The 26055-nt window shown below is 36.5% G+C and carries 13 protein-coding genes, 1 riboswitch and 1 other annotated feature; all 13 genes read right to left on the bottom strand.

What is annotated here, in order from left to right:
* Window positions 1-18: 18 nt before the first annotated feature.
* Complete coding sequence (gene scpC, locus P3F81_RS03460) at window positions 19-1524, bottom strand: succinyl-CoA:acetate CoA-transferase ScpC (RefSeq protein WP_147667700.1); 1506 nt, start codon at window positions 1522-1524, stop codon at window positions 19-21.
* Window positions 1525-1888: 364 nt separating this feature from the next.
* Window positions 1889-2524 carry a redox-sensing transcriptional repressor Rex gene (locus tag P3F81_RS03455; protein WP_147667699.1) on the bottom strand — a complete coding sequence of 212 codons (636 nt, stop codon included), beginning with the start codon at window positions 2522-2524 and terminating at the stop codon, window positions 1889-1891.
* Between the two features lie 84 nt (window positions 2525-2608).
* Window positions 2609-3838: an O-antigen ligase family protein gene (locus P3F81_RS03450; protein ID WP_309320626.1), complete on the bottom strand. Its 1230-nt coding sequence runs from the start codon at window positions 3836-3838 to the stop codon at window positions 2609-2611.
* 90 nt (window positions 3839-3928) lie between these two features.
* Entirely contained in the window at window positions 3929-5224 is a 1296-nt protein-coding gene (locus P3F81_RS03445; RefSeq protein ID WP_147667698.1) for a bifunctional folylpolyglutamate synthase/dihydrofolate synthase, read from the bottom strand.
* A 14-nt stretch (window positions 5225-5238) separates the two neighbouring features.
* Window positions 5239-7893 (bottom strand): valine--tRNA ligase, encoded by a 2655-nt coding sequence (locus P3F81_RS03440; protein WP_147667697.1) that lies wholly within the window; start codon window positions 7891-7893, stop codon window positions 5239-5241.
* 47 nt (window positions 7894-7940) lie between these two features.
* Window positions 7941-8165, bottom strand: a binding site (T-box leader).
* Between the two features lie 54 nt (window positions 8166-8219).
* Window positions 8220-8705: a 2-thiouracil desulfurase family protein gene (locus P3F81_RS03435; RefSeq protein WP_147667696.1), complete on the bottom strand. Its 486-nt coding sequence runs from the start codon at window positions 8703-8705 to the stop codon at window positions 8220-8222.
* Between the two features lie 50 nt (window positions 8706-8755).
* Window positions 8756-9313, bottom strand: coding sequence for a 3'-5' exonuclease (locus P3F81_RS03430; protein ID WP_309320625.1), 558 nt, complete (start codon window positions 9311-9313; stop codon window positions 8756-8758).
* An 85-nt stretch (window positions 9314-9398) separates the two neighbouring features.
* On the bottom strand, window positions 9399-9836 hold the full coding sequence (locus P3F81_RS03425) for an ABC transporter substrate-binding protein (protein WP_147667695.1): 438 nt from the start codon (window positions 9834-9836) through the stop codon (window positions 9399-9401).
* Between the two features lie 87 nt (window positions 9837-9923).
* Window positions 9924-11924 carry a TonB-dependent receptor plug domain-containing protein gene (locus P3F81_RS03420; protein WP_147667694.1) on the bottom strand — a complete coding sequence of 667 codons (2001 nt, stop codon included), beginning with the start codon at window positions 11922-11924 and terminating at the stop codon, window positions 9924-9926.
* Window positions 11925-12108: 184 nt separating this feature from the next.
* Window positions 12109-12280: riboswitch (cobalamin riboswitch) on the bottom strand.
* Window positions 12281-12435: 155 nt separating this feature from the next.
* Window positions 12436-12861, bottom strand: coding sequence for an OmpH family outer membrane protein (locus tag P3F81_RS03415; RefSeq protein WP_309320624.1), 426 nt, complete (start codon window positions 12859-12861; stop codon window positions 12436-12438).
* 54 nt (window positions 12862-12915) lie between these two features.
* Window positions 12916-13389 carry a YbjN domain-containing protein gene (locus tag P3F81_RS03410; RefSeq protein ID WP_147667692.1) on the bottom strand — a complete coding sequence of 158 codons (474 nt, stop codon included), beginning with the start codon at window positions 13387-13389 and terminating at the stop codon, window positions 12916-12918.
* Between the two features lie 66 nt (window positions 13390-13455).
* Complete coding sequence (locus P3F81_RS03405; protein ID WP_147667691.1) at window positions 13456-23079, bottom strand: autotransporter outer membrane beta-barrel domain-containing protein; 9624 nt, start codon at window positions 23077-23079, stop codon at window positions 13456-13458.
* Window positions 23080-23102: 23 nt separating this feature from the next.
* On the bottom strand, window positions 23103-25955 hold the full coding sequence (locus tag P3F81_RS03400) for a TonB-dependent receptor (RefSeq protein ID WP_309320623.1): 2853 nt from the start codon (window positions 25953-25955) through the stop codon (window positions 23103-23105).
* Between the last annotated feature and the right edge of the window lie 100 nt (window positions 25956-26055).

Here is a 26055-nt window from a genome sequence, read left to right as displayed (position 1 = left end):
TAATAATTCCTCCTTGCTTTATTTCTTCATTGTACCTGTTTCCATAAATCTACTGTGCCAAGATAACGCTTCATTGATAATATGTGGCGTATGTGCTTGTTTTGTGGCTTTTTCAGCTCTCTCTAAATAATCAAGCAACATTGGACGGTAGTCAGGATGAGCACAATTGTTGATAATTTTGCGTGCACGTTCTCTAGGACTTAATCCACGAACGTCAGCAAGACCGATTTCAGTAACGAAAATATCTGTATCATGTTCAGTATGATCAACATGAGAGCACATAGGAACGATTGCAGAAATAGCACCGTCTTTTGCTGTTGATGTGCTAAAGAAGCAAGTCAAGTAAGCATTACGTGCAAAATCTCCGGAACCACCAATACCATTCATCATTTTAGAACCCATGATATGTGTAGAATTTACGTTACCATATATATCAAATTCAATTGCCGTATTCATCGCAATGATTCCAATGCGACGAGCCACTTCTGGACTATTAGCAATTTCTTGTGGTCTAAGCATCATTTTTTGACGATAGTCTTTTATATTTTCATAGAAGCGTCTCAATCCGTCTGGAGATGGAGAGAAAGATGTACCGGAAGCAAATTTTAATTTCCCCGCATCCGCTAAGTCAAACATACCATCTTGGATTACTTCTGTATAAACTTCAAGATCAGTAAAATCAGAATCAACAAAACCACTGATTACCGCATTGGCCACATTACCTACACCAGATTGAAGAGGTAATAAGTTTTTCGGCATACGACCAGCTTTAATTTCGTCTTTGAAGAATTTTAAAATATGTTCAGACATTCTATGTGAATTTTCATCTAATGGCGCAAATGGACGAACGTCATCTGGAATGTCACAAGGAACAATGTATTTTATTTTATCCACACCACACGGAATATATGTAGTACCAATGCGGTCGTTTACTTTTACAACTGGAATTGGTAAACGATGTGGTGGATCAAGTGGAACATATACATCATGCATACCTTCCAATTCTAATGGTTGAGTTGTATTTACTTCAACAATAACTACATCAGCACTTTGAACATAAGAAGCAGTATTCCCCATTGAAGTGGTAGGAATAAGATGTCCTTCTTCGGTAATTGCACAAACTTCAACGATAGCTACGTCAATTTTACCACCCATAAAACCATAACGAGCAAACTGTGCTGATTCACTCAAGTGAAGATCACAATATTCAATTTTGCCGCCGTTAATACCAGCACGTAAATCCTTGTTGGATTGATAAGGCATACGTCTTTTAATACCGCCGACTTTTGCCAATGCACCGTCTAATTCTTTCCCAACGGATGCACCTGTCCATAAGTTAACACTAAAAGGTTCTGTTTCCATTCTTTTAGCTAAAGCTAAAGGAACTGCTTTTGGATATCCTGCAGGCGTAAAACCACTAACACCAATGTTCATGTCAGGCTTAATAAAAGCTGCCGCTTCTTCTGCACTAACGATCTTTGCTTGAAGTGCTTGGTTACGCACGCGATCGCGAATATCAATCATCGAAAAATTTCCTCCTTGGTAGGTCAACAAAAAAAATTGGCCATTTCATTACTTATAAAAATCTGATTCTCCTGCTACATTTTAAGAAATAAAGCTATAGATTCACCTCTTTAAATCGTACGCATATGAGATTTTGCTACCACTAGCATAAAAAATACTAATCCAGCAATATCAGTTAGTTATAATTCCAAACACAAGCATACCACTAAGCAACAATACCGTCAAGATAGATATAGCTTATTCTTGACGGTATTTCTCTTAAATTCCCGATTATCTTGTGAAATTTTGTTCAAACTAACTGTAATAATATTATTTCTCTATCATCCTACAAAATCCTGCAAAAAATTTATCAAAAATCCTTCATTTACAGTAATTTTCTTGTTATATGATAAGAGAGATTACTAAGACCCACAGATAAATCTTCATTCACTATACAAATATGTTCTGGAACAACAATTTTTCTCGGTGCAAAATTCCATATCCCAGTCACGCCAGCAGTCACTAGCTTATCTGCTACCTCTTGTGCAAATGGTGCTGGAACAGCAATTACCCCAATATGAATATTGCGTTCTTTTACTACTTGGTTGACATCGTTGATATGATCGACTTTTACCTTATTTACAATTGTTCCTACAACATCTTCATCTGCATCAAACAACGCCATTAGGTTAAATCCCAAAGTAATAAAATTTTGATAATTAGCTAATGCTGCACCTAGATGTCCAATACCAACGACAGCAATATTCCAATTGTTATCTAATCCTAGTATTTCACCAATATTGCGCATTAATTCATGCACATAATATCCCACACCTTTTTTTCCGAACTGTCCAAAAGAAGCCAAATCTTTCCGTATCTGTTCCGGCGTAATTCCTAATCGTCTTCCGAGCTCCTCAGAAGAAATAATTTCTCGTCCTTCTTCTTTCGTTACCCTTAACGTTCTAAAATACAATGGCAGGCGGTCAATTGTAGCCTTTGAAATTACAACTTTCTGTCTCAACTGCCAAGCCTCCTTACAATAATCGATTCTATCTCCACTACTATTTTAAATTCTAAAATAAAAACCTGCAATAAATAAAAAATATTAATCCAGTCGTTCACGCTGAATAATCACAATAAACGCATTAATTATCCAAAATAGCATTGATAATTCAATATTAAATAAAACATAATCTGTAAATCCATTCACTGCAATACAGGCTAAAGCTAACCCAAAGCCCAGCATAAGGCCATTTAATAATTGACTTTCCCTTATTTGCGGTTTAGAAAAAGCCATATGCATTGCACCAAATAAAACAGAGCAAAAAGCCATAAAACCAAGTAATCCTATTTCAGCCGCAATATTAAGGTACATATTATGCGCGTGAACAATTAAAACATCGGGATTATTAATAAAAAAATCATAATATGGATACACCATAAAGTAGGAACCCCAACCAACACCAAAAATCGGATGCTCAATAATCATCGCGACCGTACTTTCCCACATCGCCATCCGCATTTGCGAGGAACTGTCGTCTGCATTAAAAGCAGACATAATTCGTTCAGTAATGCTTGTATCAAAGACGGCTACTATTAAACCCGCAACTATCATCATGAAAAATAACCTTTTGTTTTTTATGATACCGTAAAAAGCCAGTACAAGTGCCAAACTTAAAATAGCTCCACGACAATAAGTCAGTGTAAGACAAGCAAAAAATAAAATAAATAAAATAGCCATACTGCTCTTAATTTTTTGTGAGCTCACTTTTGTAAACACACCAAAAAACATGGATAGCATAACAAGCAGATACCCCGCAAAAATATTAGGATTCTGCATCGTTGAAAACACTCTCGTTTTTAACTCTGGGAATTGATCTCCATCCACCCATAACATACTCGTAATGTCTATTCCATGTATATATTGATAAAATCCATAACCAACTGCTCCTATACCAGCGATTAACATAGCTATAATTAATTGTTTTATCTGCTTCATCGTAGAAATATTTTGAACAAATAAATAATACACTAATACATATTGTCCCATTAAATTATAAAAATTATAAAAACTAAACCCTGTATCTAACGATGCAAAAACAGAAATCGCTCCAAACCCAGCAAAGCACGCAATAGGAATATCAAAAATAGTGCGCTTAAAATTACACTCTTTTATCAAAAAAAGTTTGATAAGCCACGCACTTGAACCGATAAGCAAAAAAATTGTAGTCAGCATTGGGGATAATACCAAAAAGAACCCTAATGCTAAAATAGATTTTTGTATCATCCAATCAAGATACATTTCTTTTTTATTTTCAACACTTATATTTTGCACAAACTCACCTATTTATGATTTTATTTAGATAATTTTTCTTCCTATGCAAATTGAAAAGAATCCAAATTCACATAGGAAGAAAAACAAAAATTATTCTTGTTGTATTAAAAGAGATCTAACCACACCAATTAAATACAACGATCCTGCTACGCACAATATCTTTCCATTTGCGGCAAGCTCTTTTGCTCTTTTTAAAGCGTCGTCAATATCTTCAATTGCTTCTACCTGTTTGGCAAAAATCATCTCCGCAACTTTCTTTGGTGCAGCCGCACGATTTGAATCCGGCTTTGTCACAACGACTACATTCTCTTCATGAATAAGATGATGAATAATCCCGCTAACATCTTTATCTTCAAGAATACCTAATAGAAACACTATTTCTGCATGAGGAAAATATTTATCTAAATTTCTTCTTAAAACTTCTGCCCCTGCGTTGTTATGCGCGCCATCAATAATCATAATTTGTTCATTCTCTTGCTGCATAACTTCAAAACGTCCAGCCCAACTTACCTCTGATAAAGACTTTTGCATCCCTTCGCTCGTAATTCGCTTTTCATTTGTCGCTAAAATTAAAGCTGTCATAATTGCAATCGAACTATTTTCAATTTGATGTTCGCCGAGTACACCCAAACAATACGTAGACGATACACCTACCATTCCAGAGTTAAAAGTAAGGCATTGCTTATTCGTTGCAAAACTTTTAAACTCACTCGTAAAATCTTCGCCTGCAACAAATACATCCGCATTTTTTTCCCTTGCTTTTTCTTGAATGATTTCTAGTGCAATTCCCTTTGCAGCAGTTACCACAGGAACTCCATCTTTGATAATTCCAGCTTTATGCTCTGCTACACCTTCTAAAGTTCCACCACACCGCTCCGCATGTTCTAAAGTAACATTTGTAATTACAGATACTTCTGGAATAATCACATTCGTTGAATCTAAAAGTCCTCCTAATCCAACTTCAATCACTGCATATTCTACCTGCATTTTGGCAAAGTAAAAGAAAGCCGCCGCTGTAATGACTTCAAACTGCGTTGGATTTTCTTCTCCTTCTGCAATCATTTCTTCAACTTTTTCTTTCACAATCCTAATGCAATCAGCAAATTCATTTTCACTGATATAGCTTCCATCTATTTGCATGCGTTCAGTATACGAAACAAGATGCGGAGATGTATACATCCCCGTCTTAATTTTCGCATTCGTTAAAATAGAAGTAAGCATTGCCGTTGTAGAACCTTTTCCATTCGTACCGGTGACGTGAATCGTTTTATACTTATTCTGCGGATTCTCTAATAGTTTCAATAAACGCGTGATTCTTACTAAACCTAATTTAATCCCGAAAGTATTCAAACTATCTAAATACGCTAAAGCTTCTTGATAATTCACTTTTTTCAGTCCTTTTATAAGCTTGCTAAATAAGTCAAGCGTTCATTAATTGCAATACGTTTTTCTTCAAAACCTTTTTGCTTTTCTTTTTCTTTGGCAATCACTTCTGCTGGTGCTTTTGCCACAAATCCAGCATTAGATAATTTTCCACTTACTCTAGCTAATTCTTTATCAAGCGTAGCAAGTTCTTTATTCAACCTAGCCGTTTCTTTTTCTACATCAATCAGGCCCTTTAATGGTAGATAAACTTCCACACCATTTACTACTGCGGTCATTGCATTTTCCGGTTTTTGTGCATCAGCCTCAAGGATAGCAACCGGCTCAGCACCAGCTAACACTTTTAAATACCCCTCATTTTGAATAAACACTTCTTTTAATTCATCCGTTGCAAAAGTCAAAATCACTTCGCTCTTTTTTCCAGGTGCTACATTCACTTCTGCACGCATATTGCGAATTGATTTTATCGTATCCATAATTGCATTCATTGAAGTTTCCGCTAATTCATCAATCTTTTCTTCTTCGCCACATGGATATTTCGCCACCATAATGCTAATTCCTTCATGCGGAATATGTTGCCAAATTTCTTCTGTAATATATGGCATAAACGGATGCAATAATTTCAGTGTATTTTCAAGCACATAACAAAGTACATATTGCGCTGTTTGACGAGCTGTAACTGCGTCTTTATTATACAGACGTGCTTTTGCCATTTCGATATACCAATCGCAGAATTCATTCCAAATAAAATCGTATAAAGCGCGTCCTGCTTCTCCTAATTCAAACCGTTCCAAATTGTTTGTGACATCAGCAACTGTTTTTGCATAACGACTTAGTATCCAACGATCAGCTAAAGTATAATCTTCTTGTTTTGGTCTAAACGCAGCATCAAAACCCTCTAAGTTCATTAAGACAAAGCGAGATGCATTCCACAATTTATTCGCAAAATTACGCGTTGCTTCTACGCGTTCCCAATAAAAACGCATATCATTTCCAGGTGTATTTCCTGTAATCAACATAAATCTTAACGTATCTGCGCCATATTTCTCAATTACTTCTACTGGATCAATCCCATTACCAAGAGATTTACTCATTTTACGACCTTGAGAATCACGAACTAACCCATGAATGAATACATGTTTAAATGGAATTTCTTGTTTAAATTCCAAGCCCATCATGATCATTCTCGCAACCCAGAAGAAAATAATATCATAGCCTGTAACAAGTACACTTGTAGGATAGAATTGCTTTAGTTCTTCTGTATCTTTCGGCCACCCCATTGTAGAAAATGGCCATAAAGCAGAACTAAACCAAGTATCAAGCACGTCCTCATCTTGGCGAAGGGCTTTACCGCATTTCGAACATACCGAAAGATCTTCGCGAGAAACAAACGTTTCACCACATTCATCGCAGTACCAAGCCGGAATTCGATGCCCCCACCATAATTGACGAGAAATACACCAATCACGAATACTCTCTAGCCAATTTAAATAAATTTTCGTAAAACGTTCAGGTACAAATTGAATTTTTCCACTCGTTACGGCTTCCATTGCAGGTTTTGCTAACGATTCCATTTTGACAAACCATTGTTTAGAAATCATTGGTTCAACTACTGTATGACAACGTTGGCAATGACCAACAGCATGATTGTGTTCTTCAATGCTCACCAAATTACCTAAAGCTTTTAAATCTTCAAGCAATACTTTTCGGCATTCATAACGATCCATGCCTTTATATTTTCCTGTATTATCTGCCATAGTCGCATCATCATTTAACACAACGATTTGTTCTAACCCATGACGCTGCCCCATTTCAAAGTCATTCGGATCATGAGCTGGTGTAACCTTTACTACGCCTGTACCAAATTTCGGATCTACATATTCATCAGCAAACACAGGAATCTTACGCCCAACGATTGGTAAAATCAATTTTTTTCCGATAAGATGCGTATAGCGTTCATCCTCTGGATGTACCGCTACACCAGTATCCCCAAGCATTGTTTCCGGACGGGTCGTCGCAATTTCAACAAACTCATCTGAACCTTCAACTTGATAGCGTAAATGATAAAGATGCCCCGGCTTATCCTCATGCTCAACTTCAATATCACTTAAAGCCGTACTACAACGCGGACACCAATTTGTAATTCGATGTCCTTGATAAATCAAACCTTTTTCATATAAAGAAACAAAAACTTCACGTACTGCCTCAGAGCATCCTTCATCCATCGTAAAACGTTCACGCTGCCAATCACAAGATGCACCAAGACTGCGCAATTGCTTTGTAATCTTACTGCCATATTGATGTTTCCACTCCCAAACATGCTCAATGAATTTTTCACGACCAATATCATGGCGCGATAGCCCTTGTTCGTTACGGAGCATTTCTTCAACTTTAATCTGCGTAGCAATCCCTGCATGATCTGATCCCGGCATCCAAAGCGTATTGTAACCTTGCATTCTGCGCCAACGAATTTGAATATCTTGCAAAGTGTTATCAAGTGCATGTCCCATATGCAGCTGACCCGTAACATTTGGTGGTGGAATAACAATGCTAAACGGTTTCTTATCACGTTCTACTTCCGCATGAAACAACTGATTTTCTTCCCAAAATTTATACCATTTCTTTTCAAAGGACTGTGGATCATATACAGTCGGAATATTTTTTTCTTCCATAATATTAAACCTCCAAGATTTTGCAAAAATAAAAAGCTCTTCCGTCCTCAAAGGACGAAAGAGCATACTTTCGTGGTACCACCTTACTTTTTTTACAGGCATCCTGTAAAACTCATCCTGCAATAACGCCGCACTCGCGACTGAACCTACTATTATTTCAGCCCAGCAACTCCAAGGCTACTTTCCATTATCACGATTGAGAAACTTTCCAGCCATGAGTTTCCTCTCTTAAACAATCGACAGTAATGTACTCTCCTCTTCATCGTTTTTTATATATGTTATTACTATACTGCTTTCATAACACACTTGTCAAGAAATCAGCCTATTTAAGCATGATTTTCATCTAGCAACTTTTGCAATAACTTTTCGGTTATCTCTTCTTCTGAATAAACAGCAATCTCATTTTTTCTAAGTAACGCTGTCGCAACCCCTTCACCAGAAACTCTTTTATCAGAAAAAGTTCCATCATAAATTTGATGTACCCCACAAGATGGACTACGCTCTTTTAAGATCGCCGCTTTTATCTTATATTGCTTGGCAATTTCTAAAACTCTTTCTGCTCCATGAATAAAATTTGCCGTTACCACATGATGCTGATTGCTAATCACTTTCGCTTTTTCTGTCCAAACATCTTTTCCACTGCCGCCAATAATTTCCGAAGGTGGATGCGGAATTGGCAGTTTTCCTAAGCACTCTGGACAGACTGCAACAAATTTTCCTAACTCATTATATTTTATCAGCAGAGGATGATCATTTGACCCACCATTATACTTTGTATTATGACCTAATAAACACGCACTTACCAATATCATTTCGCTTCCCCCTTATCTAAGTTATCCTCTATTAGATTGCCCTATGGGTGTCAACAAAACTTTTTATTCGGCAGCCCTAACTTAGTAATAAGTTCCCGAAAACTTGTTACCTGTAATTTTTTCGCAGCAAGAAGTGCAACACAAGCACAGGTCCTAGCATCATCTAATGCATTATGATGCTGAAAATCAATATGAAAATAATCGCCTAAAGTCCCTAGTTTATGATTTTCTAATTCCGGCCAAACCTTTTTTGCCATACTGACTGTACAAAAATGCGAAAAATTTGGCATCGTAAGCTGATAATAAGTCAAACAACTTTTTAACACACTCATATCGAAGCTCGCATTATGGGCAATGACATTCCTGCCTTCCAAACATGGCTTCAAATCGCTCCATATTGTTGAAAAATTAGGTTTATCTCTCACATCAGCCGGTGTAATCCCATGAATATCTATATTAATTCGATTAAACTGCATAATCGGTGGACGAATCAATGCATAGTAAGAATCATATATTTCTCCATTTTTCACTTCAACAACAGCAACACTGCATGCACTATTACGATATTGATTCGCCGTTTCAAAATCTATTGCAACAAAATTCATCATCCATTACCTTCCACAAGACAAAATTACTTAGAATATTGTACAGCATAACCCCAATCAGTGCAATCAAAAAATCATTCGTAAGCCTTTATACCACAAAAACAGGGGTTTCCAAATCACGATAGCTTTGTATCATTTCTTCCCCTGCCCCTTCCCGCGTAATAATTAAATCCGGGCTTAAAGCAACGACTGTTTCCAAAGATATTTCACTGGTATTATTTTGAATTTTTTCAGCTTTTTTTACCATATAAGATACAGCTGGATCAGAAGCAGTTTTAAAAATAGCAATCATTCTCTCAGGAGGAACAATCCCTAAAACAATTGCATCTAAATAGAAATGTGTTGTCATGATTTTTTTGGGTTTTTCAAACATTTTTATTACACTGCCCTGAGAATCAACAGCTTCATAGGCAGTATCTAAATTATTAGTAACAGCTATTTTTTCACTCTTTCCACATGCAGTCATACAAAAAATAATTATGACTAAAAAAGCAGTAAAACATATACTATATTTTTGTTTTCTCAATTTTCACATCCTCACAATACCTCTTCTATAGCCAAAACTGATACTAAAATGGCAGATATCATTTAATATCTGCCATTTTATATAAAATTAGAACCTATGTGTATAAGCTAATCTATAATTACGAGGAGTAGACCAATTTTCCGAATTATTTATCGGGTTTTCACGATTTAGTAAATTATATCCGCCCAAGGTAATTGTATCCTCAGGATTAATAGCATATTGCATCGTTAAATTCAAATCAATTTTGTCAGGAACTCTATGATCTTGGTATTTCGTATTACCTGCGTAATTATAATATGCCATTTCGCGTTTTGCTGTCACAAACCACTCCATATCAAGCGTCAATTTATCTTTTTTATAGGTAGCTCCCGCAGAAAATTGTAATCTGGCTTCATCTTGCATCCAATCACCATCACCATCTTTTGCTTCCGGATTTCCATAATAAGCACCTAGATTAAGTTGCAAATTATCATTCAACTTTTTCGTATATTCCATTTCTACACCCGTATTTCTAAATTTATCACGATTAATTTGAATGCTTGTATTTTCATCACCACCTGGAATTACTGTGTTTTCTTTTACCCATTTAAATTTATTTTTTACATCCATTTTGAAAACTGCTAGCTTAAAAGACTCCGTATCATGAATCACTTTTAAACCAGTTTCATAATTCCATCCCTCTTGTGGCTTTAATGGAATTGCTGTAGATACAGCAGCCGATCCATAAAAAGGTGAATTCGATGCCGGAAGCTCAAACGATTTACCAATATTCACATACCAGGAAGTATTATCGTTGATTTTATAAAGCGTTTGTATTTGTGGTAAAAAGATATTTTGTGCATCATCATACTCATTTCCCTTCACAAAATGCTCTCTTGCACCAATCGTCGTTGAAAATCTATCATTGATTTGATTGGTATAAGAAAGGTATAATGCATAACTGTCTCTATCAAAGTCACCTGTATGAGCACCCTTGTTTTGCGTATAGCTTTCGCGATGTACATTAATGCCGCCTACCAAGGTATCTTTTCCATCATTAATATCCCATGCTTTTTGCGTATTAAAATCAATGCTGCTTAAATCCGTATTCGTTGTAGCACCTTTATAGCCTCTTAGCTTATTCTTATTATAAGTAATCGTAGATTTTAATTGATTCTCCGTGTCATCATAGCTCAAATTTACATTTTGTCTATTATCATAATATAAATTTTCTTTAGTAAGCTTCGTCCAATCTTTTGTAGCATTATCATAGGAAAACTGTTTATAAGTACTATCTGTATCTGAATATGCGTAAGTCATTGTTAATTTATCATTAATATTATAATTCATAAAGATAGAGTCTCTCGTCCCTTTATCTTTTGAAGTCTTTTTCGTTGTTGTAGCAAATAGTGGATTATAATCATCGATAGAATTATAGAATTCGCGTTTATAAAAAATACTAACATCATCCGCATTTACGCCCACGGAGTAGTTTTTATTATAATTGCCCGTTTGCGCTGTTACACTTCCGCCAACTGTACCAGATTTTTTCGTAATAATATTAATGACGCCGCCCATAGCTTCTGCACCATATAAAACGGCATTTGAACCTTTTACAATTTCAACTCGATCTACTGCTTCTACTGGAATAGAGCTCATCATACTATTATAATTCATTAAGTTTACAGGACTGCCATTCACTAAAATAAGCGTACCCTTATCCATCCCACGGATATTAATACGCGAATACATTGCGCCATAATCACCGCCACCATTTCCATATGAATAGCTATTAATCCCAGGAATGCGCTCAATTGCTTCAAAAACAGTCGCTGCACCACTATCTTTTAACTTTTGTGCGGTAATTACCGTCGTCGTTGCCGGTGTGTCTAAATCTTTTGTTTCAATACGTTGCGCCGTAACGATTACTTCATCTAATGTAAACTCATCAAGCGTTGCTGTTTTCATTTCTGCTGCTGGTTTTTCTTCCTTAACCGCAACATCCCCAGCTTCCTCCGCATGTCCTACCGCACCACTAAGCACAAAACTTGTCCCCATTAACATCGTAAGAAAAATCTTCTTGTACAAATTTCTTTCACTTCTTAACATTTACTCTTCCCCTTTTATCTTTCATCATCTATACAAAGGATAATCTATAGCCAATCTTTCATGGTCCTACAGCTTCCTCTGAAACAAAATAAAAAACCCTTTCCCATGATTGGGAAAGGGCAAAATATTGCGCTATATACTAAGTATATAGCGCAATATCCCCTTCCTGTCTGTCGCAGGTCTAACGGTGATCTTACAATGGGCAGTTCTTCTGACTTAGGTTCATCGCTTCTTCTGCCTTCCCAGAAATTCTCCAGTGACATTATAGAAGTTGCTCCCCTTACAGCGGCGGGACCGTATCGGATTCTACCGATTTCCCTATTAAGCCTTGCGGCACCCCTTGTGCAAATATGCTATTTTAAACAACGATTGTCATTATAAACTATATAGTGGTCATATAGTCAACATTTTTCTACGAATTTTTTCACATAGAAAAAGTCTCCAGCCATAGAGAATATCTCTATGGCTGGAGACCCATTTTATTTAACCTATTATAATTATATTCTTATTTTTACTTAATCATCTCAATAACGTCTTTCGTCAAGTCTGTACCACCATACAGCATTTCTTCTGCTTTAACAACTTGATGGATTCCTTTTGCTTGTGCCGCTTTAGCAATTGCTTGATTTATCTTCGTTTGAATCGGTTCCATGACTTCCAATTGTTTTTTCGCCAAAGCTTGGTTCAATTCTTTTTCTAATGCCATCTTTTCCGCATCATTTAACGTTGCCGCCCTAGAATGATATTCTTGCTGCGATTTTTGCTGTTCTTGCTGTAGCGTCATCTCTGCTTTATTTATATTAGGATATGCAGCAAAAACCGCCTGCAAGTTAACATATCCAAGACTTTCCGCTGCTTCTGCTTTAGAAATCCCACCATTTGCAAGTCCAAATAAACAAACTACAGAAACCATAACCGCTAAAAATATTTTTTTCATTTTAAAACGCTCCTTAATATACATTATAAATTCTATTTTTTATGTAAACTATTATTATTCTGCCCAAATTTTCTGCATAATCTTAGGATAAGCATCCTTTAAATGTTTTACTATCATATCTAGCATCAGATGAACCATATTACTATCAAATGTTTCCTCAACAAATGGGAGGCAAACATCAAGATATAAATTATAATCTGTGCCTATATAGTATTTAAAAATTTTAAAGTCTCTATTGATTTCATTTATAAACTCAACTATTTCCCCTTGTTTTTTCTCATCAATACCGGTAAATATTTGTGTTCGAATAAGCGTAAAAATACTTTCGTCAATAATAATACCCATTGGTAACATCTGACTATTCACTTCTATGCGCGATCTGAAAACAACACTCTTCAATTCATCGTTCATCACTTCTACATTGAACACATGAATTTCATTTTTTTCTAAAAATTTTTGAAAGTTTTCTGCTTTCTCATTCATTTGGTCACTCGTTTTTTTGATTTCTTCTTGTACTGCTTCTACCATGAATATCACTCCTAAATTTTATTTTGACAGAGGCTAAATATAGCCCCTGTCTATATTTATTGCAAATTAGAAACTCCAACGTAAACCAGCATCAATACGCCAGTCAGTTTTTATGTCGCCACCTATTGATTTCTCGAAATTACCATAGGCATAAAGTTTATCATTGAGTTGAGAAGTTCCGCCTAACATGAATGTTACCCAGCTGTCTTTAAAATCTTGCTTTGTACTTTTTGGCATATTATCAGCATCATAATACGTATTCATATCACCACAGAATTCATGACTATATGATAATTGTGCGTAAACACTGTTTTTCTCCATTTCTCTACCAAATGCTATCCCAATACGTCCTATCAAACTATTCATACTACTTTGATTTACATTCATCGTCTTATACTTGCCATTGACATCCATGAAGTCACTCGTCGCATCATAATCACTTCCATTAAGATGCCCATACGTAAATTCTAACTGTGGTTCATAATAAAAACCATTATCTTGCTTAATTCGACGACCGTACTCTGCACTAATAGAGGTTCCCCAAGTATCATAATCTCCTTCTACCTGATGTCCATCAGCATTGAATACCGTATAATCATTAGTCAGTTTCGTTCCTTTCAAGATCAAATCGGCATAATGTCCTTTTTCTCCATTCCATGTTCCATAAAGTGCAATACTCTTAGACTTGTCATCACCGCTACCTCCATATTGATAGCTGCTGTCACCTTCCATAATGCTTATCGCAGTACCAACACGCCAATTTCCATCGACTTCTTTATCGTAGCCAACTTGAACAGTATTATAATTTGCTTTATAATCGGTTTTATTTTTATCACTACTAGATTTTCCTCTATAAATACGTGCCCATGCTCCAACATCTCCGGATGATAACCGTAAATCCCCCATACGTTTCATGAGATTGTTATTTTCAGTGCGCCATCCCATAGCAGCTGATGTCATCGCAGATTTTACTCCACTCATCACCGCAGTTTCATAATCACCATAAGTGATAGTTCCACTTGAACCATTATTAAACGTAATTTTATCTATTATATTGCTATCAGTCCCATTTTTAAATAATATCTCTGCTTTTGCTGATGGTGCAGTAATGCTTTCATTAACAGTTGCCATACCAGTCAAATTACTTACTCGTCCATCTTCATTAATTACGCCATTATATTGCACTTTGTTAGCCAAGCTGTTTAACGTTTTTTCCCATGAAGTATTATCCAATGCATTTACATTATTATTATCAGTAGAAATCGTAATACTGTTATTACTCGAACCTGCTTTTAGTCCATTAATTACAAAATTACCCTGATTATCATTAATCATTAAATTTCCATCAGCATATGTACTAGCATATTTTACATTCATATTACCACTAAAGGTATGAGCAGTAATCTCATGAGCAGACTTTTGTTCAATGATTCCTTCATGACCTTTACTTCCTCCAACAAGGTCACTTACATTAGCATCTTTATCTGCATTAAACCTCCATATTGCACCATCTACTAAAGAAAGTTTAGTTATTGGCTCTGCTGATACATTACGCATCATCGAAAAAGTTTTCTGAGTAGATCCGGTTTCAATGCCACCTTCTAAGACCGATCCCTTGCCTAAACTAATTTCTACATTACCACTTGTATTTCTTATCGCGCCTTTAATTACAGAATCTTCCCCTGGAACAATCGCTATACTTCCACCATGATTTTCAATGTCGCCTGTGATATTCACACGTTTATTCGTTGTATCAAGTTTTATTTGACCACCTGCCTCGGCTAGCAGTGCTGTTTTATTAACTGCATTAATCGTGGTATCACCTTTTATTTCAACCGTGCCGGCAGAAGCCCAAACTGCTTGTGCATTATTTTCATCTACAGTAATATCAGCATCACCATTAATTGTAACTTTCCCATTATCCTTTGCTAAAATTCCATTCCCATTTTTCGCATGAACTGAAATATTATTTATGATACTTACATTTCCCTGGTCGCTATAGATCCCACTACTTTCATTGCTACCGGATGTATGAATTGTCACGTTGCTCGCATTTACATTTATATTGCTATTTTCAGCCGTAGCAGCTATACCATAAGATTTATTTGCTGTTCCATTCGCATCTAATACAATATTTTTACCTTCAGCATTAATTATAGTGTCTTTATTATTACTATATACTGCTGCAGTAACACCGTCAGCCACTTGTTTAGTATCGTCAACATCGACTTTAGTATCTTTCGTAAACGTATATGTCCTTCCGGTATCATCCATTACATCCTTGTACTCATCATTAGCGTTATCCTTCCCAATTGGCGTATTAAATTCACTTGGTATTACCGGTGGAATAGGCGGAGTCGGTGGCGTAATTTGATGTTCATAACTTCCCTCACCGGTTGTTTTACTGAATTTAATTTCACTATTCTTTATCGCCGAAGATGAAGTCATGCCTTCTGCAATACCGACATACCCTTTCAAATTTTCTTCTGCTTTGCCTATATAGCCCGTATAAATTAATTTCTTTGCCAAATTATCTAATACTGTATTCAGCGTTTCTTTTTCTGCATCGGTTGCACTCGTTGCTGTATTAACACCGTTGTTTCCTGTCCACAACGTCATTGTCGAATCAGGTGCTGCCGATTTTACAGTAATCGAACCACCAATTAGCTCTGTCGGAGATGCTGTATTATGATCATACCAAGCTAAGGTATTTCCACTATAATTATCTATTACCAAATTAGCCGTAGCATCTTGTGTCATTTGAATATAGCCAATCTTATTTTTGTCTTTAGCACCAGTTAAATATTGGACTTTGCTAGGATTTTCTGTCTTATTATTATTTTTCCAAATAGCTTGATCGCTTAGACTTAAATTGAAGTTATCACCAACGTTATATCCTTCCCAAGTTGCTCCGCTAGACATATCAACATTCATCGTTCCTTTCGTATATCCTGTCCAGTTTGCACCATTGGTCATAAACAAATTCACATTCCCCAACTGTCCCTGTGTTACACCATATCCCGTTACATCTGTGTAATCACCTTTCCAATAGGAGTCTGGCGTACTTAATCCAATGCTCACTCTACCTTTCGTTCCCATTCCACCATTTGTTACAATCGCACCTTCAATCGTAGTCTTGTTCTTGCCTGCTCCAATGATATTTCCCTGTTCATCTTTCGCTACATTGATGTTTACAGTGCCGTAATTATTCGAAACAAATTCTCCATAAGCACGAATTGCACACCAAGCACCGTTAACGGCTTTGATACTACCTCCACCAATTTCAATCGTCGATGCAACTGCACTGATGCCTTCATTTGCCCCTTTTCCATTTTTCGCATCACCATTACCGTCTGCCACTACATCTACAAGCCCATCAATAATAATACTTGATTCTTTGCCGCCGACTCCATTCATAGATTTAATTACTGCACCGTTCGCGATACTTGTAGTATTTGCTCTTACCGTCAATACTTTATCTTCTAGGTTTTCTCCCCCATTATGTATGACTATATGACCACCGCCATTGGTATATAATGCAGCAGTCTGCCCACCACCCGTACTTTCGGTATTTATTGTTATTTTACCGGCATGATCAATTTCTACTTTTCCATCGCCAATTGCCGTTATCCCCGTCGTATGTGTATCAGTAGTTGCATTAATTATTAAATCTTTATTATTCATGTCAAGTAGCACTGATGTAGCTTCAGTACTTCCGGATATTGCCGAACTAATCTTAGGCATCCAAGCTCCGGCAGCAATGAGGTTTTTCTCCGCATTGATTGTTGTATCTTTAGTAAAACTATACGTTCCGTTTTCTTTTAAAACACCACTATCCACATATTCGCTATTTGTTTCTTTATTTCCGGTAATCGCCCTCGTAAATTCTGTTTCAGTCTGATTATCAGGAATCACAGGTACTTTATATTCCCCTTGCCCCGTCGTTTCGTTAAATGTCATATCAACTAACTTGAGTGCTTTTGCCGATGAAGTAAGCCCTTCCGTGATTTCAGCTTGACCAATAAGATTTCTTTCTCCGCTTATATATGCGTTATAATATAGCTTATTCGCCAATGCATTTAATACTGCGTTACTATTTTCATTCGTTACTCCTGCATTATCGGTACTAAAAATAATTCCACTATCCGTTGCTGCATGATTAATTTTTATGTTCCCACCAATCATCGTTGTCGGCGTACTCAACTCATGTTCATAAAAGACTTTCATATTACCGCTATAATTGTCAACCGTAATATCACGATTATCTTTTTGGAATATCAAACCTGCATGATCTTTATCAGTACCGCCCGTTAACTTTGTTACCTTACTACCACTGAAAGTAGCCTCATTGTTTGTTTGTTGTTTAACACTTGATTGTTGCTGATTTGTCCATGTAGCGCCATTTTGAAGGTATAAGTTGAAATCTCCTGCATCATGTGCAGTAAATCCGCCAGTACCATAATCACTTTTATCAATAGAATACCCTGCAACACCTGTCCAAAAAGATTGGTTATCAGTAAGTGCTAAATTTAGATTACCGTTCTTCGTAAAATCAACAAGTTCTCCACCACTGTATTCTACTACTCTTTTACCGTATTCTTTGTTGACAAAGACATCACCATTTATTTTAGTCGTTGTATTTCCGGCATTTTGACCGTTCATATTCACGCTAACAGTACCTTTATCTACGCGAATTGCATAAAACAGTTTTGATTTATCAGCATCCTCTGCCGCAGTAATCGTTCCACCCTTAACGGAAATTGATGAATCTGCGCCAACAGTATTAAGACCATTTCCTCTTATCCCAGTAATATCAACGATATCATTTACCGTAACAGTTGAATTGTCCCCCGTCACTCGAATTCCCGCAGCATTGATCCCATTCCCTCGTTCTCGTTTTGCTGTTATATTTTTCATCGTTAATGGACCATCAATCTTGATATCACTATTTTGCCCCTGGATATGAATTCCTGTTACACTATCCCCATTCGTTGATACGCCATCGATATCTACCGCACCTGAAATAGCTAAATGAGAATTCCCATCTAACTGAATCCCCATTGCACCGCGGGTATCATTAATCGTCGAACTGATAGATAATTTTTTAGTAGCATCATTGTTTTTTACATTGATATAATCATTGGCACTAACAAACATACCAGCTGCAATCTTGTCAGGGCTTTCTGATTTCAACGTTAAATTATGTCCTGCCATATCAATAACCATTGGATTTTGTTTTGATGTACTTTCACTACCATTAAACAATGCACTTACATATTTATCACCATACGCGTTTGCCACTGTGGCTATAGCTTCATAATCATCAGTTAATGTCATACTTTTCGTAATAGGATCAGTTTTAGGTGCATCTACAGCTTGCGTATATTCATATTGTCCTTGACCATCTGTTTTATACGTTATAGACCCAGATTTTTTACTTGCGGAAGCAGCCGTTAACCCTTCAGCAATCTCTACCATACCGCTAAGATTTTTTTCTCCATTTGTATGGGCAGTATAGTACAATTTATTTGCTAAAGCATTTAACGTTTCACTTACCAGATTTTTATCATTCGCTTTATCAGAATCAGTATTTAATCCTACATTATCCGTGCGCAATGTGATAAAGCTATCGCCTAACGCACTATTTATCGTCAAAATTCCACCAATGATATTGGTCGGTGTTGTCTTGTCATGCCCATATAAAACAGTAGTATATCCGCTATACTTATCGATTGTAATCGGGTTGCTGTCTTTTTGAGAAATTACACCCTGATTTTGTTTTGTTTTTCCACCCGATACTGTATTGACATGACTGCCATTAAAAGTAGCTGATTTTGAATTAAGCGTATTTTCCCATGTAGCACCCTTTTCTAAAAATAAATTAATAGCGCCACCGTTCGTATTACTAACAACGCCTGCAAACAAGGAGTTACTACTACCTAATCCAAGGTTAATCGTCCCTTTTTCTAAAGCATAAATTTGCCCTTTGACAGTTACATCCTTCCCATTTACAATTCCTTGATCCGTCATTCCCATATTGAATGTACCCGCTGCAATGCCAATCGCTTTAAATTCATCAGTCGTACTTTCAGGTGTGATAATACTTCCACTGTCAATCGTTATTTTATTGTTCTTGCTCCCTCGCATATCGATTCCGGTACCTTTAACGGCAATATCAGCTTTTCCGGTAATCTTTACTTCCCCACCGTCAGTACTGTTATCGTACATATAAATGCCTTTAGCTTGATATACCTTTGTTCCATACCCACCTTTTTCAGCAGCTAAAACACCATAGGCTAAATCGCCTTCACCGTTTCCTTTCATATTAAGGTCACCATTGATTGTGAGCTTAGAGCCGCCGTTATAAAGATAAATTCCATCCGCATCACCATCAGTAGAGTTTTTGACTGACATATCAACATTTCCATTGATTACAGCTTGACCGCCATTTTGGACAAAAATCCCTGCAGCCGTTTTTCCTGGAGCTGTCGCTTTAATATTCAAATTATTGGCTTGTACATTTACGTTTTTATTCGCATATACACCAATTGCCTGACTGGTTCCCGTTGTGCTTACACAATCCAAATCCAGCGATTTCCCATCCGCAACAACGGTAATGTCATTTCCATTGCCTAAAATTCCAACGACTGCCGGATAATAGCCAATATTGCTCGCCGTTACATTCTGATCATTCACGGTAATCGTACTATCTTTCGTAAGACGATATCCCTCTTGTCCCGTCGCATTTTTTTGAACCACGCCGCCATTTACATATTGGATATCATTATCCTTAAGTCCGGTCAAAGTTGTAGTAAATGATGTAGTAATCTGTTCTGTAGGTATTGGTGGATTACTTGTACTTTGATAACTCCCTTCTCCTGTTATTTGACTAAATGTGATATCCCCACTTTTTAACGCCGATGAAGATGTCATTCCTTCCGCGATACCAACTGTTCCTTTTAAATTATTTTCAACCTTACCTTTATACCCTTCATAAACCAGTTTTTTTGCAAGATTATCCAATACGGTATTTAAAGTTGCCTTTTCACTATCTGTAGCACTATCTGCTGTATTAATCCCATTATTTCCTGTCCATAAAGTCATCGTAGAATCTAAATCTGCCGATTTTATATGAATAGCCCCACCAATTATTTCAGCTGGCGATGATGTATTATGATCATACCAAGCCAAAGTATTTCCGCTATACCTATCGATCGTAATCGGGTTGCTGTCTTTTTGATAAATCACACCTCGATTTTGTGGTGTGTTTCCACCTGTAAGACGACTTACATGACTAATCTGTCCTGCACCTATATCTTCATTATCATCTGCATAGCGATTATTCTGTTTTGCATTATACCAAGTAGCACCATTTTGCAAATATAGATTTGCTGTGCCACCATTATCAATGATTCCATTTAAATAAGAATTATTATTTATTAGTGCAAGATTTATCGTACCGGTATTTAGTGCAAATAAATCACCATCAAGTTTTACCGTATTACTCCCTACTGTTTTTCCATCTATCCCCGTATTCATATTGATTGCACCAAGATAAGATGATAATGCGTAATATCCATATTGCGTGGATGACGGAGCTACAATCTTTCCTCCATTGATACTAACCTTACTATCTTTGGCATTTGTCGTAACACCATTTCCGTATACCGCGAAATCTACATTCCCATCAATCACGACTTCACTTTTGTCAACAGCCGTTAAAATGCCTGCATTATTAAATCTTGAATAAACGTTTTCACCGTTTATTGGGATTCCCCACACCGTATTATCTGCACCTAAAATACTTACATCTCCATGAATGATAACTTTTGAACTATCATTTGCTTCATTACTTTTCTCGCCCCAGCGATCCGTTTTTTGTATCGCAATTCCATTTCCACCTAAACCGTCACTCATAGAAATATTTACCGGAGCATTGATTTCAATCGTACTCGTTTTATCTTTACCGGCATCATTCCAAATAGCATTTGTTAAACTATTTCCCCCTTGATATCCACTCGTAATAATATTTAATTTTCCGGCATCAATACTTACATTTTTACCGTTTCCCGCAAAAATCCCTACCGGAGTCCCGATATAGTTTTTAGCTTGCAATTGCAATGTATTCGCACTAGCGTCAATTACAATATCGTTGCCATCATTTGCATAGATATCTGCTAATATATTGTTATCTAAATTCCCCCCTGATTTTTCGAGCCCCAAGTTTATTGTTTTATCCGCATCAAAATGATAATGGCTATTATCATTTGTTACTGCGTTATACTGTACATCGGATGCCGTTCCTGTAATGCTACTTTTATAGTCACCACTATTACTTGTTGCATTTAAATTTACTCTTTTATTCAATGTTTGTGACGATTGGGTCAATCCTTCATCTGCCATGAATTTTAATTGAGCAAGCTCGCCGTTTACAGTATCTGTAGGTATGATTTCAACTGCGTTAAACAAAGAATATTGCTCATCGGTAGAAAAATCTTTCGCATTCCAAACAATCGGCTTCGTACTGCCATCAGTATATACCTGTAATTTATCGCCGGCTTCCAGCCATAGCCGTTTAGTATAGTACTCCGCATCCAGCTTACCAAACCAGCCTTCATACTGACCACTAACAATTTCTTCCCAATTTTTTGGATTTTCTGACATCAAATTAGATACAGTTGTCTTATAAACATGCGCATCCATTCCACTACCTGTCGCAGCTAAATTATAAGTCATTACATAGGCTGTCCCATTCGGCAAAATTTTCAGGTTTCTAAAATCACACTTAACATTTTCCGGTTTTTTTATAGCCTGGGATGTTGTATTTAGCTGCCCATTAGAAATTTTGACGACATCAATTCTTGACTCTGCATTACCTGCCCCATAATTTTGCATCCCACCAATAAACGGGATAAACACTGAATCATTATAAAAACTCAATCGAACCTGATCTGCATTTTTACCTACTCTAGTATAACTATTAAACTCTAAACTGCCATTATCTTTAATATTAAATTGCAATAAATATCCATTGTCATAATTGTCATAGCCCCCTTCCAAATTAACACTTGCAACTAAGTAAAGTTTATCCCCACGTACTGCAATACCTTCACCATGTACCGTAGTCTTTGCGCCATAACCAGCACTACAATTGTCATTAATGCAATTCTTCAAATTAACAGTTAAACTCGGTTGATCTTTTAAAGAGCCTCCTGCAATTTCTGCTACACCAATTTGACCTAAATCATATCCTGTTGCAAATAAATATTTTCCATTAGAAGCGGCTGCATGCATATTAGCAACTGCTTTTATCACTCCAGTCTGATCAGGGTTATTCCAATCCCCATTTACATCCAATACACGATTGGGTTTTAATTCAGTCGTGCTGTAAGTATATTGTCTCAAGACTAGTTTACTTTCACCATTTTCATTGATTGCATATAGCCCAGCATCCCCATTTAACTCTTTAATAACGCCTGCTGATGGATCCGCATCGACATGCGTAGTTACTCTTGATCCTGTAACTTTTCCTACTTGACTATTTGTGTAATCCGAAGAAGCAACTGCCGCTAAATCTGCAGCAAAAACATTCCCAGTCATTAAGCATCCACCTAAAACCATTGCTAAAAGTCTAGCATACTTCTTTTTCGCTATAGGATTTTTCTTTTTGCTTGATATTATTTTTTTCATAAACCCTAAAACACTCCTCTCATTTAAAATTCATATCTAACGGTTGCATAGTAAGTTCTTCCTTGTAAGGGAAACTCTGCATTGATATACCCATCTTCAGTAAAGGCAATAGGACTATAGATTTTTTGTTTAGGTCCTTTATTAAAGATGTCATTACAACCGATATTAATTTGCCAATCCTTCTCTGGTTTCCATTTAACGCCTGTATTGATTACAGTTAAAGAGCTCACCGGTTTCCCCGACAAATAAGCATAATTGCCACCACGAGAATCCCGACTGGTACTAGTAAAATATTCATCTGTATAATGTAATTCACCAAAAATAGATATTTTATTATTCGGTGTATAAGTTAAACGCAAGCTGCTTTCCCATTCTGGCTGATAAGTCATCCATATATCGGTATACGGATAATTAACTGCTGTATTTTTTTTCTGCGCATTTACTTTAGTGTAAGTCGTGCGTAAATCTAAAGAATATTTATTCCACTTAAATTGGCTTTCTAACTCAATACCATGCACTTTAGCTCGGCTATCATTAAAATAAGACCAATAATCAAGACCTGCACGCACTAATTGAAGCATATTATCTGAATCACGCCAAAAATAAGTTAAAGTAGTATTATTATCTGCCCCCAAGGTTTTGCCGTTCCACAAAGCACTAATATCGAACTGCATCCCTTCTTCCGGCAATGGAAAACTTGAACTACTTCCATCTCGTGACGCCGGCAAAATTCCGGCACCATCACCGGCAATTTCATACATATTAAGCAGTCTATAATAAGTACCACCTGTCATGCGAAGACTAAAGCTATCATTAAATTCTTTTTTCAGCGCTAATTGCCAAGTAGCTTTGCCATCCGTCTGACTGTCTTCTTGATGTAACCAATGAAATTTATTACTTTGATTCACTGGGAAACGTTTTCCATCACTAAAGCCTGTAATTTTTGATTGATTATAGCGAATACTTGGAGTCAATATACATGTACCTTCTTTATCCAATGTAATCGCATCTTGAATCTGCATATTAAATAAATCTTGCTCATATCTATTGCGAGTTTGTCCTAATATATTTCCTATAACATCATCACCAAGAACTTTATCCAGTAACGAACCTTTAATGTTTAACTTTTCATGAGAAAAGTTAAATTGATATTCTAACATCTGATTATCATTAATTTGATAATTCCCATCAAGCTGTACATTATATTTATCAGATTGGTAATGACTCCACTCTCTTAGCGGAATATTATTCCATCTAAAATTATTAGGATAATCTAACATATGTTCCGTTCTATATTTTTTATCTTGATGAAGATAGTCGATCATCCAGCCCCATTCCAACTTTTTATATTGCGCCCTATTTTGTAAAAGAATTTCACTATTCTCAAGCTCCTGTTTACGACTTGATGCATAAAAAATATCTTTTGTATCTACTAATGCATTCGTGGCTGCATCGCTAACACTATCTCCCCATAAACTATCAGGTAAATGCCTTTGAATTTTGTTCCAACTTCCTTTAATCACAAAATTATCATCCTGCCATTTGATCATAGCGCTATCTTTTTTATAATCGTTATATCTGCGGTATCTTTCTTTATCCTGCAACGCCTTAAGTTTCTTTTTAGCCGCTTCTAATTCTTCTTTCGAACTTGCTAATGACGTACTTTTATCCGGATCAACAATAGTTGTCCATTCATCAATAATTTTAGGTGTTGTATTTTGCACATATGTATCAATAATTTGATTCTTAACATTATCATCTATAATCCCCGTTTCACTACCATGGTAGTTCCAATCCTCACCTGCAAAATCCCACCAATTAGTCCATCCAGTTTCAGGATATCCAGCAGCAATATATTGATCTTTAATCCCCATGTCAATCATCGTTTGTCTAAAAGTACTCATGGAAGACTTTTGTGCTACATTTTTTGCATTATCTTCTATCGCATGACTTAAGCTTTTATCGCCTGTGCTTCTAATAAATTCTATCCACGCATCAAAATTAGCTTTGTAATAATCTTTATCTGAATCACTCATAGAAATAAGCGGTTTGCCTCCGCTTGTTAACATATCTATCATTTTCGGATTAAAATCATCAACGTCTTCTTGCAACGAATTTATGCTTAACTGAACATCCGATATATTTCTTCCAGCTGCATAATTTTCATATTTAAAATTTTGATCACTGCCATCATGATTAATTCCAATCAGCAAACTACCACTACCTAATGGATTCATTATTTCCAAAGCTGCCCTTGTACCACCATAAGAGGATTTGCCAACTTCTGCCGATATATTAGCCTTGGTGGGTTTCTTCGTTACTATATTGATAACACCACCCATAAAAGTTCCAGCAAAACGAGTTGGTATATAGCCTCGATAAACTTCTATCCGCTCAACATTATCAACAGGAATTGTAGATATATCAACAGCTGCATCTCCACCTAAATTTGATAAAACCCCATCTATAAAAACCCCAACCTGCGCTGCTGTTGAACCTCTAACCGTTACAGTTGTATATTGTCCTTTCCCATTTACTTCACGTACATGTACTCCCGGAACTTTTTTCAAGAGTTCCGGCAATGTTTTCTGCTCACCTTTGTAATCGTCAGGACGAATCACAGTTACTGTGCCTGGCGACAATTTTGATTCCCAATCTGGGCGTTTTGCTTCAACAGTAACAGTATCTAACGTATACTCGTCCAGTTCATTCTCTGTATTTGATATTTTTTCAATATCCTGCTGTGCTTCATCAGCCCAAACCATCCCAGCTGGTGTAACAACTCCCAAAGCTAACGTACAAACTACGCACGCTGCTATATTTTGATAGCGGCGCTTTTTTTTCGTTTTGATTTGATATAACCATTTATTATCCATCTTCCTCAATCTCATCCCTATTTATAAAATTCAATAAAAAAACCTCTGCCATGTTTGACAGAAGTCGTATGAGGGCATAGGAAACAAACCTATACTTCAT

It is taken from the genome of Selenobaculum gibii (genome assembly GCF_030273445.1).
Taxonomy (GTDB): domain Bacteria; phylum Bacillota; class Negativicutes; order ICN-92133; family ICN-92133; genus Selenobaculum; species Selenobaculum gibii.
This window is presented reverse-complemented; position numbering and strand designations above follow the sequence as displayed.

Excerpts from the sequence above, each read along its gene's own strand:
- P3F81_RS03415 (WP_309320624.1), bottom strand. The coding sequence starts at position 12,861 with ATGAAAAAAATATTTTTAGCGGTTATGGTTTCTGTAGTTTGTTTATTT.
- P3F81_RS03400 (WP_309320623.1), bottom strand. The coding sequence starts at position 25,955 with ATGGATAATAAATGGTTATATCAAATCAAAACGAAAAAAAAGCGCCGC.
- scpC (WP_147667700.1), bottom strand. The coding sequence starts at position 1,524 with ATGATTGATATTCGCGATCGCGTGCGTAACCAAGCACTTCAAGCAAAG.
- P3F81_RS03410 (WP_147667692.1), bottom strand. The coding sequence starts at position 13,389 with ATGGTAGAAGCAGTACAAGAAGAAATCAAAAAAACGAGTGACCAAATG.
- P3F81_RS03435 (WP_147667696.1), bottom strand. The coding sequence starts at position 8,705 with ATGATATTGGTAAGTGCGTGTTTATTAGGTCATAATACAAAGTATAAT.
- P3F81_RS03430 (WP_309320625.1), bottom strand. The coding sequence starts at position 9,313 with ATGATGAATTTTGTTGCAATAGATTTTGAAACGGCGAATCAATATCGT.
- P3F81_RS03405 (WP_147667691.1), bottom strand. The coding sequence starts at position 23,079 with ATGAAAAAAATAATATCAAGCAAAAAGAAAAATCCTATAGCGAAAAAG.
- P3F81_RS03440 (WP_147667697.1), bottom strand. The coding sequence starts at position 7,893 with ATGGAAGAAAAAAATATTCCGACTGTATATGATCCACAGTCCTTTGAA.
- P3F81_RS03420 (WP_147667694.1), bottom strand. The coding sequence starts at position 11,924 with ATGTTAAGAAGTGAAAGAAATTTGTACAAGAAGATTTTTCTTACGATG.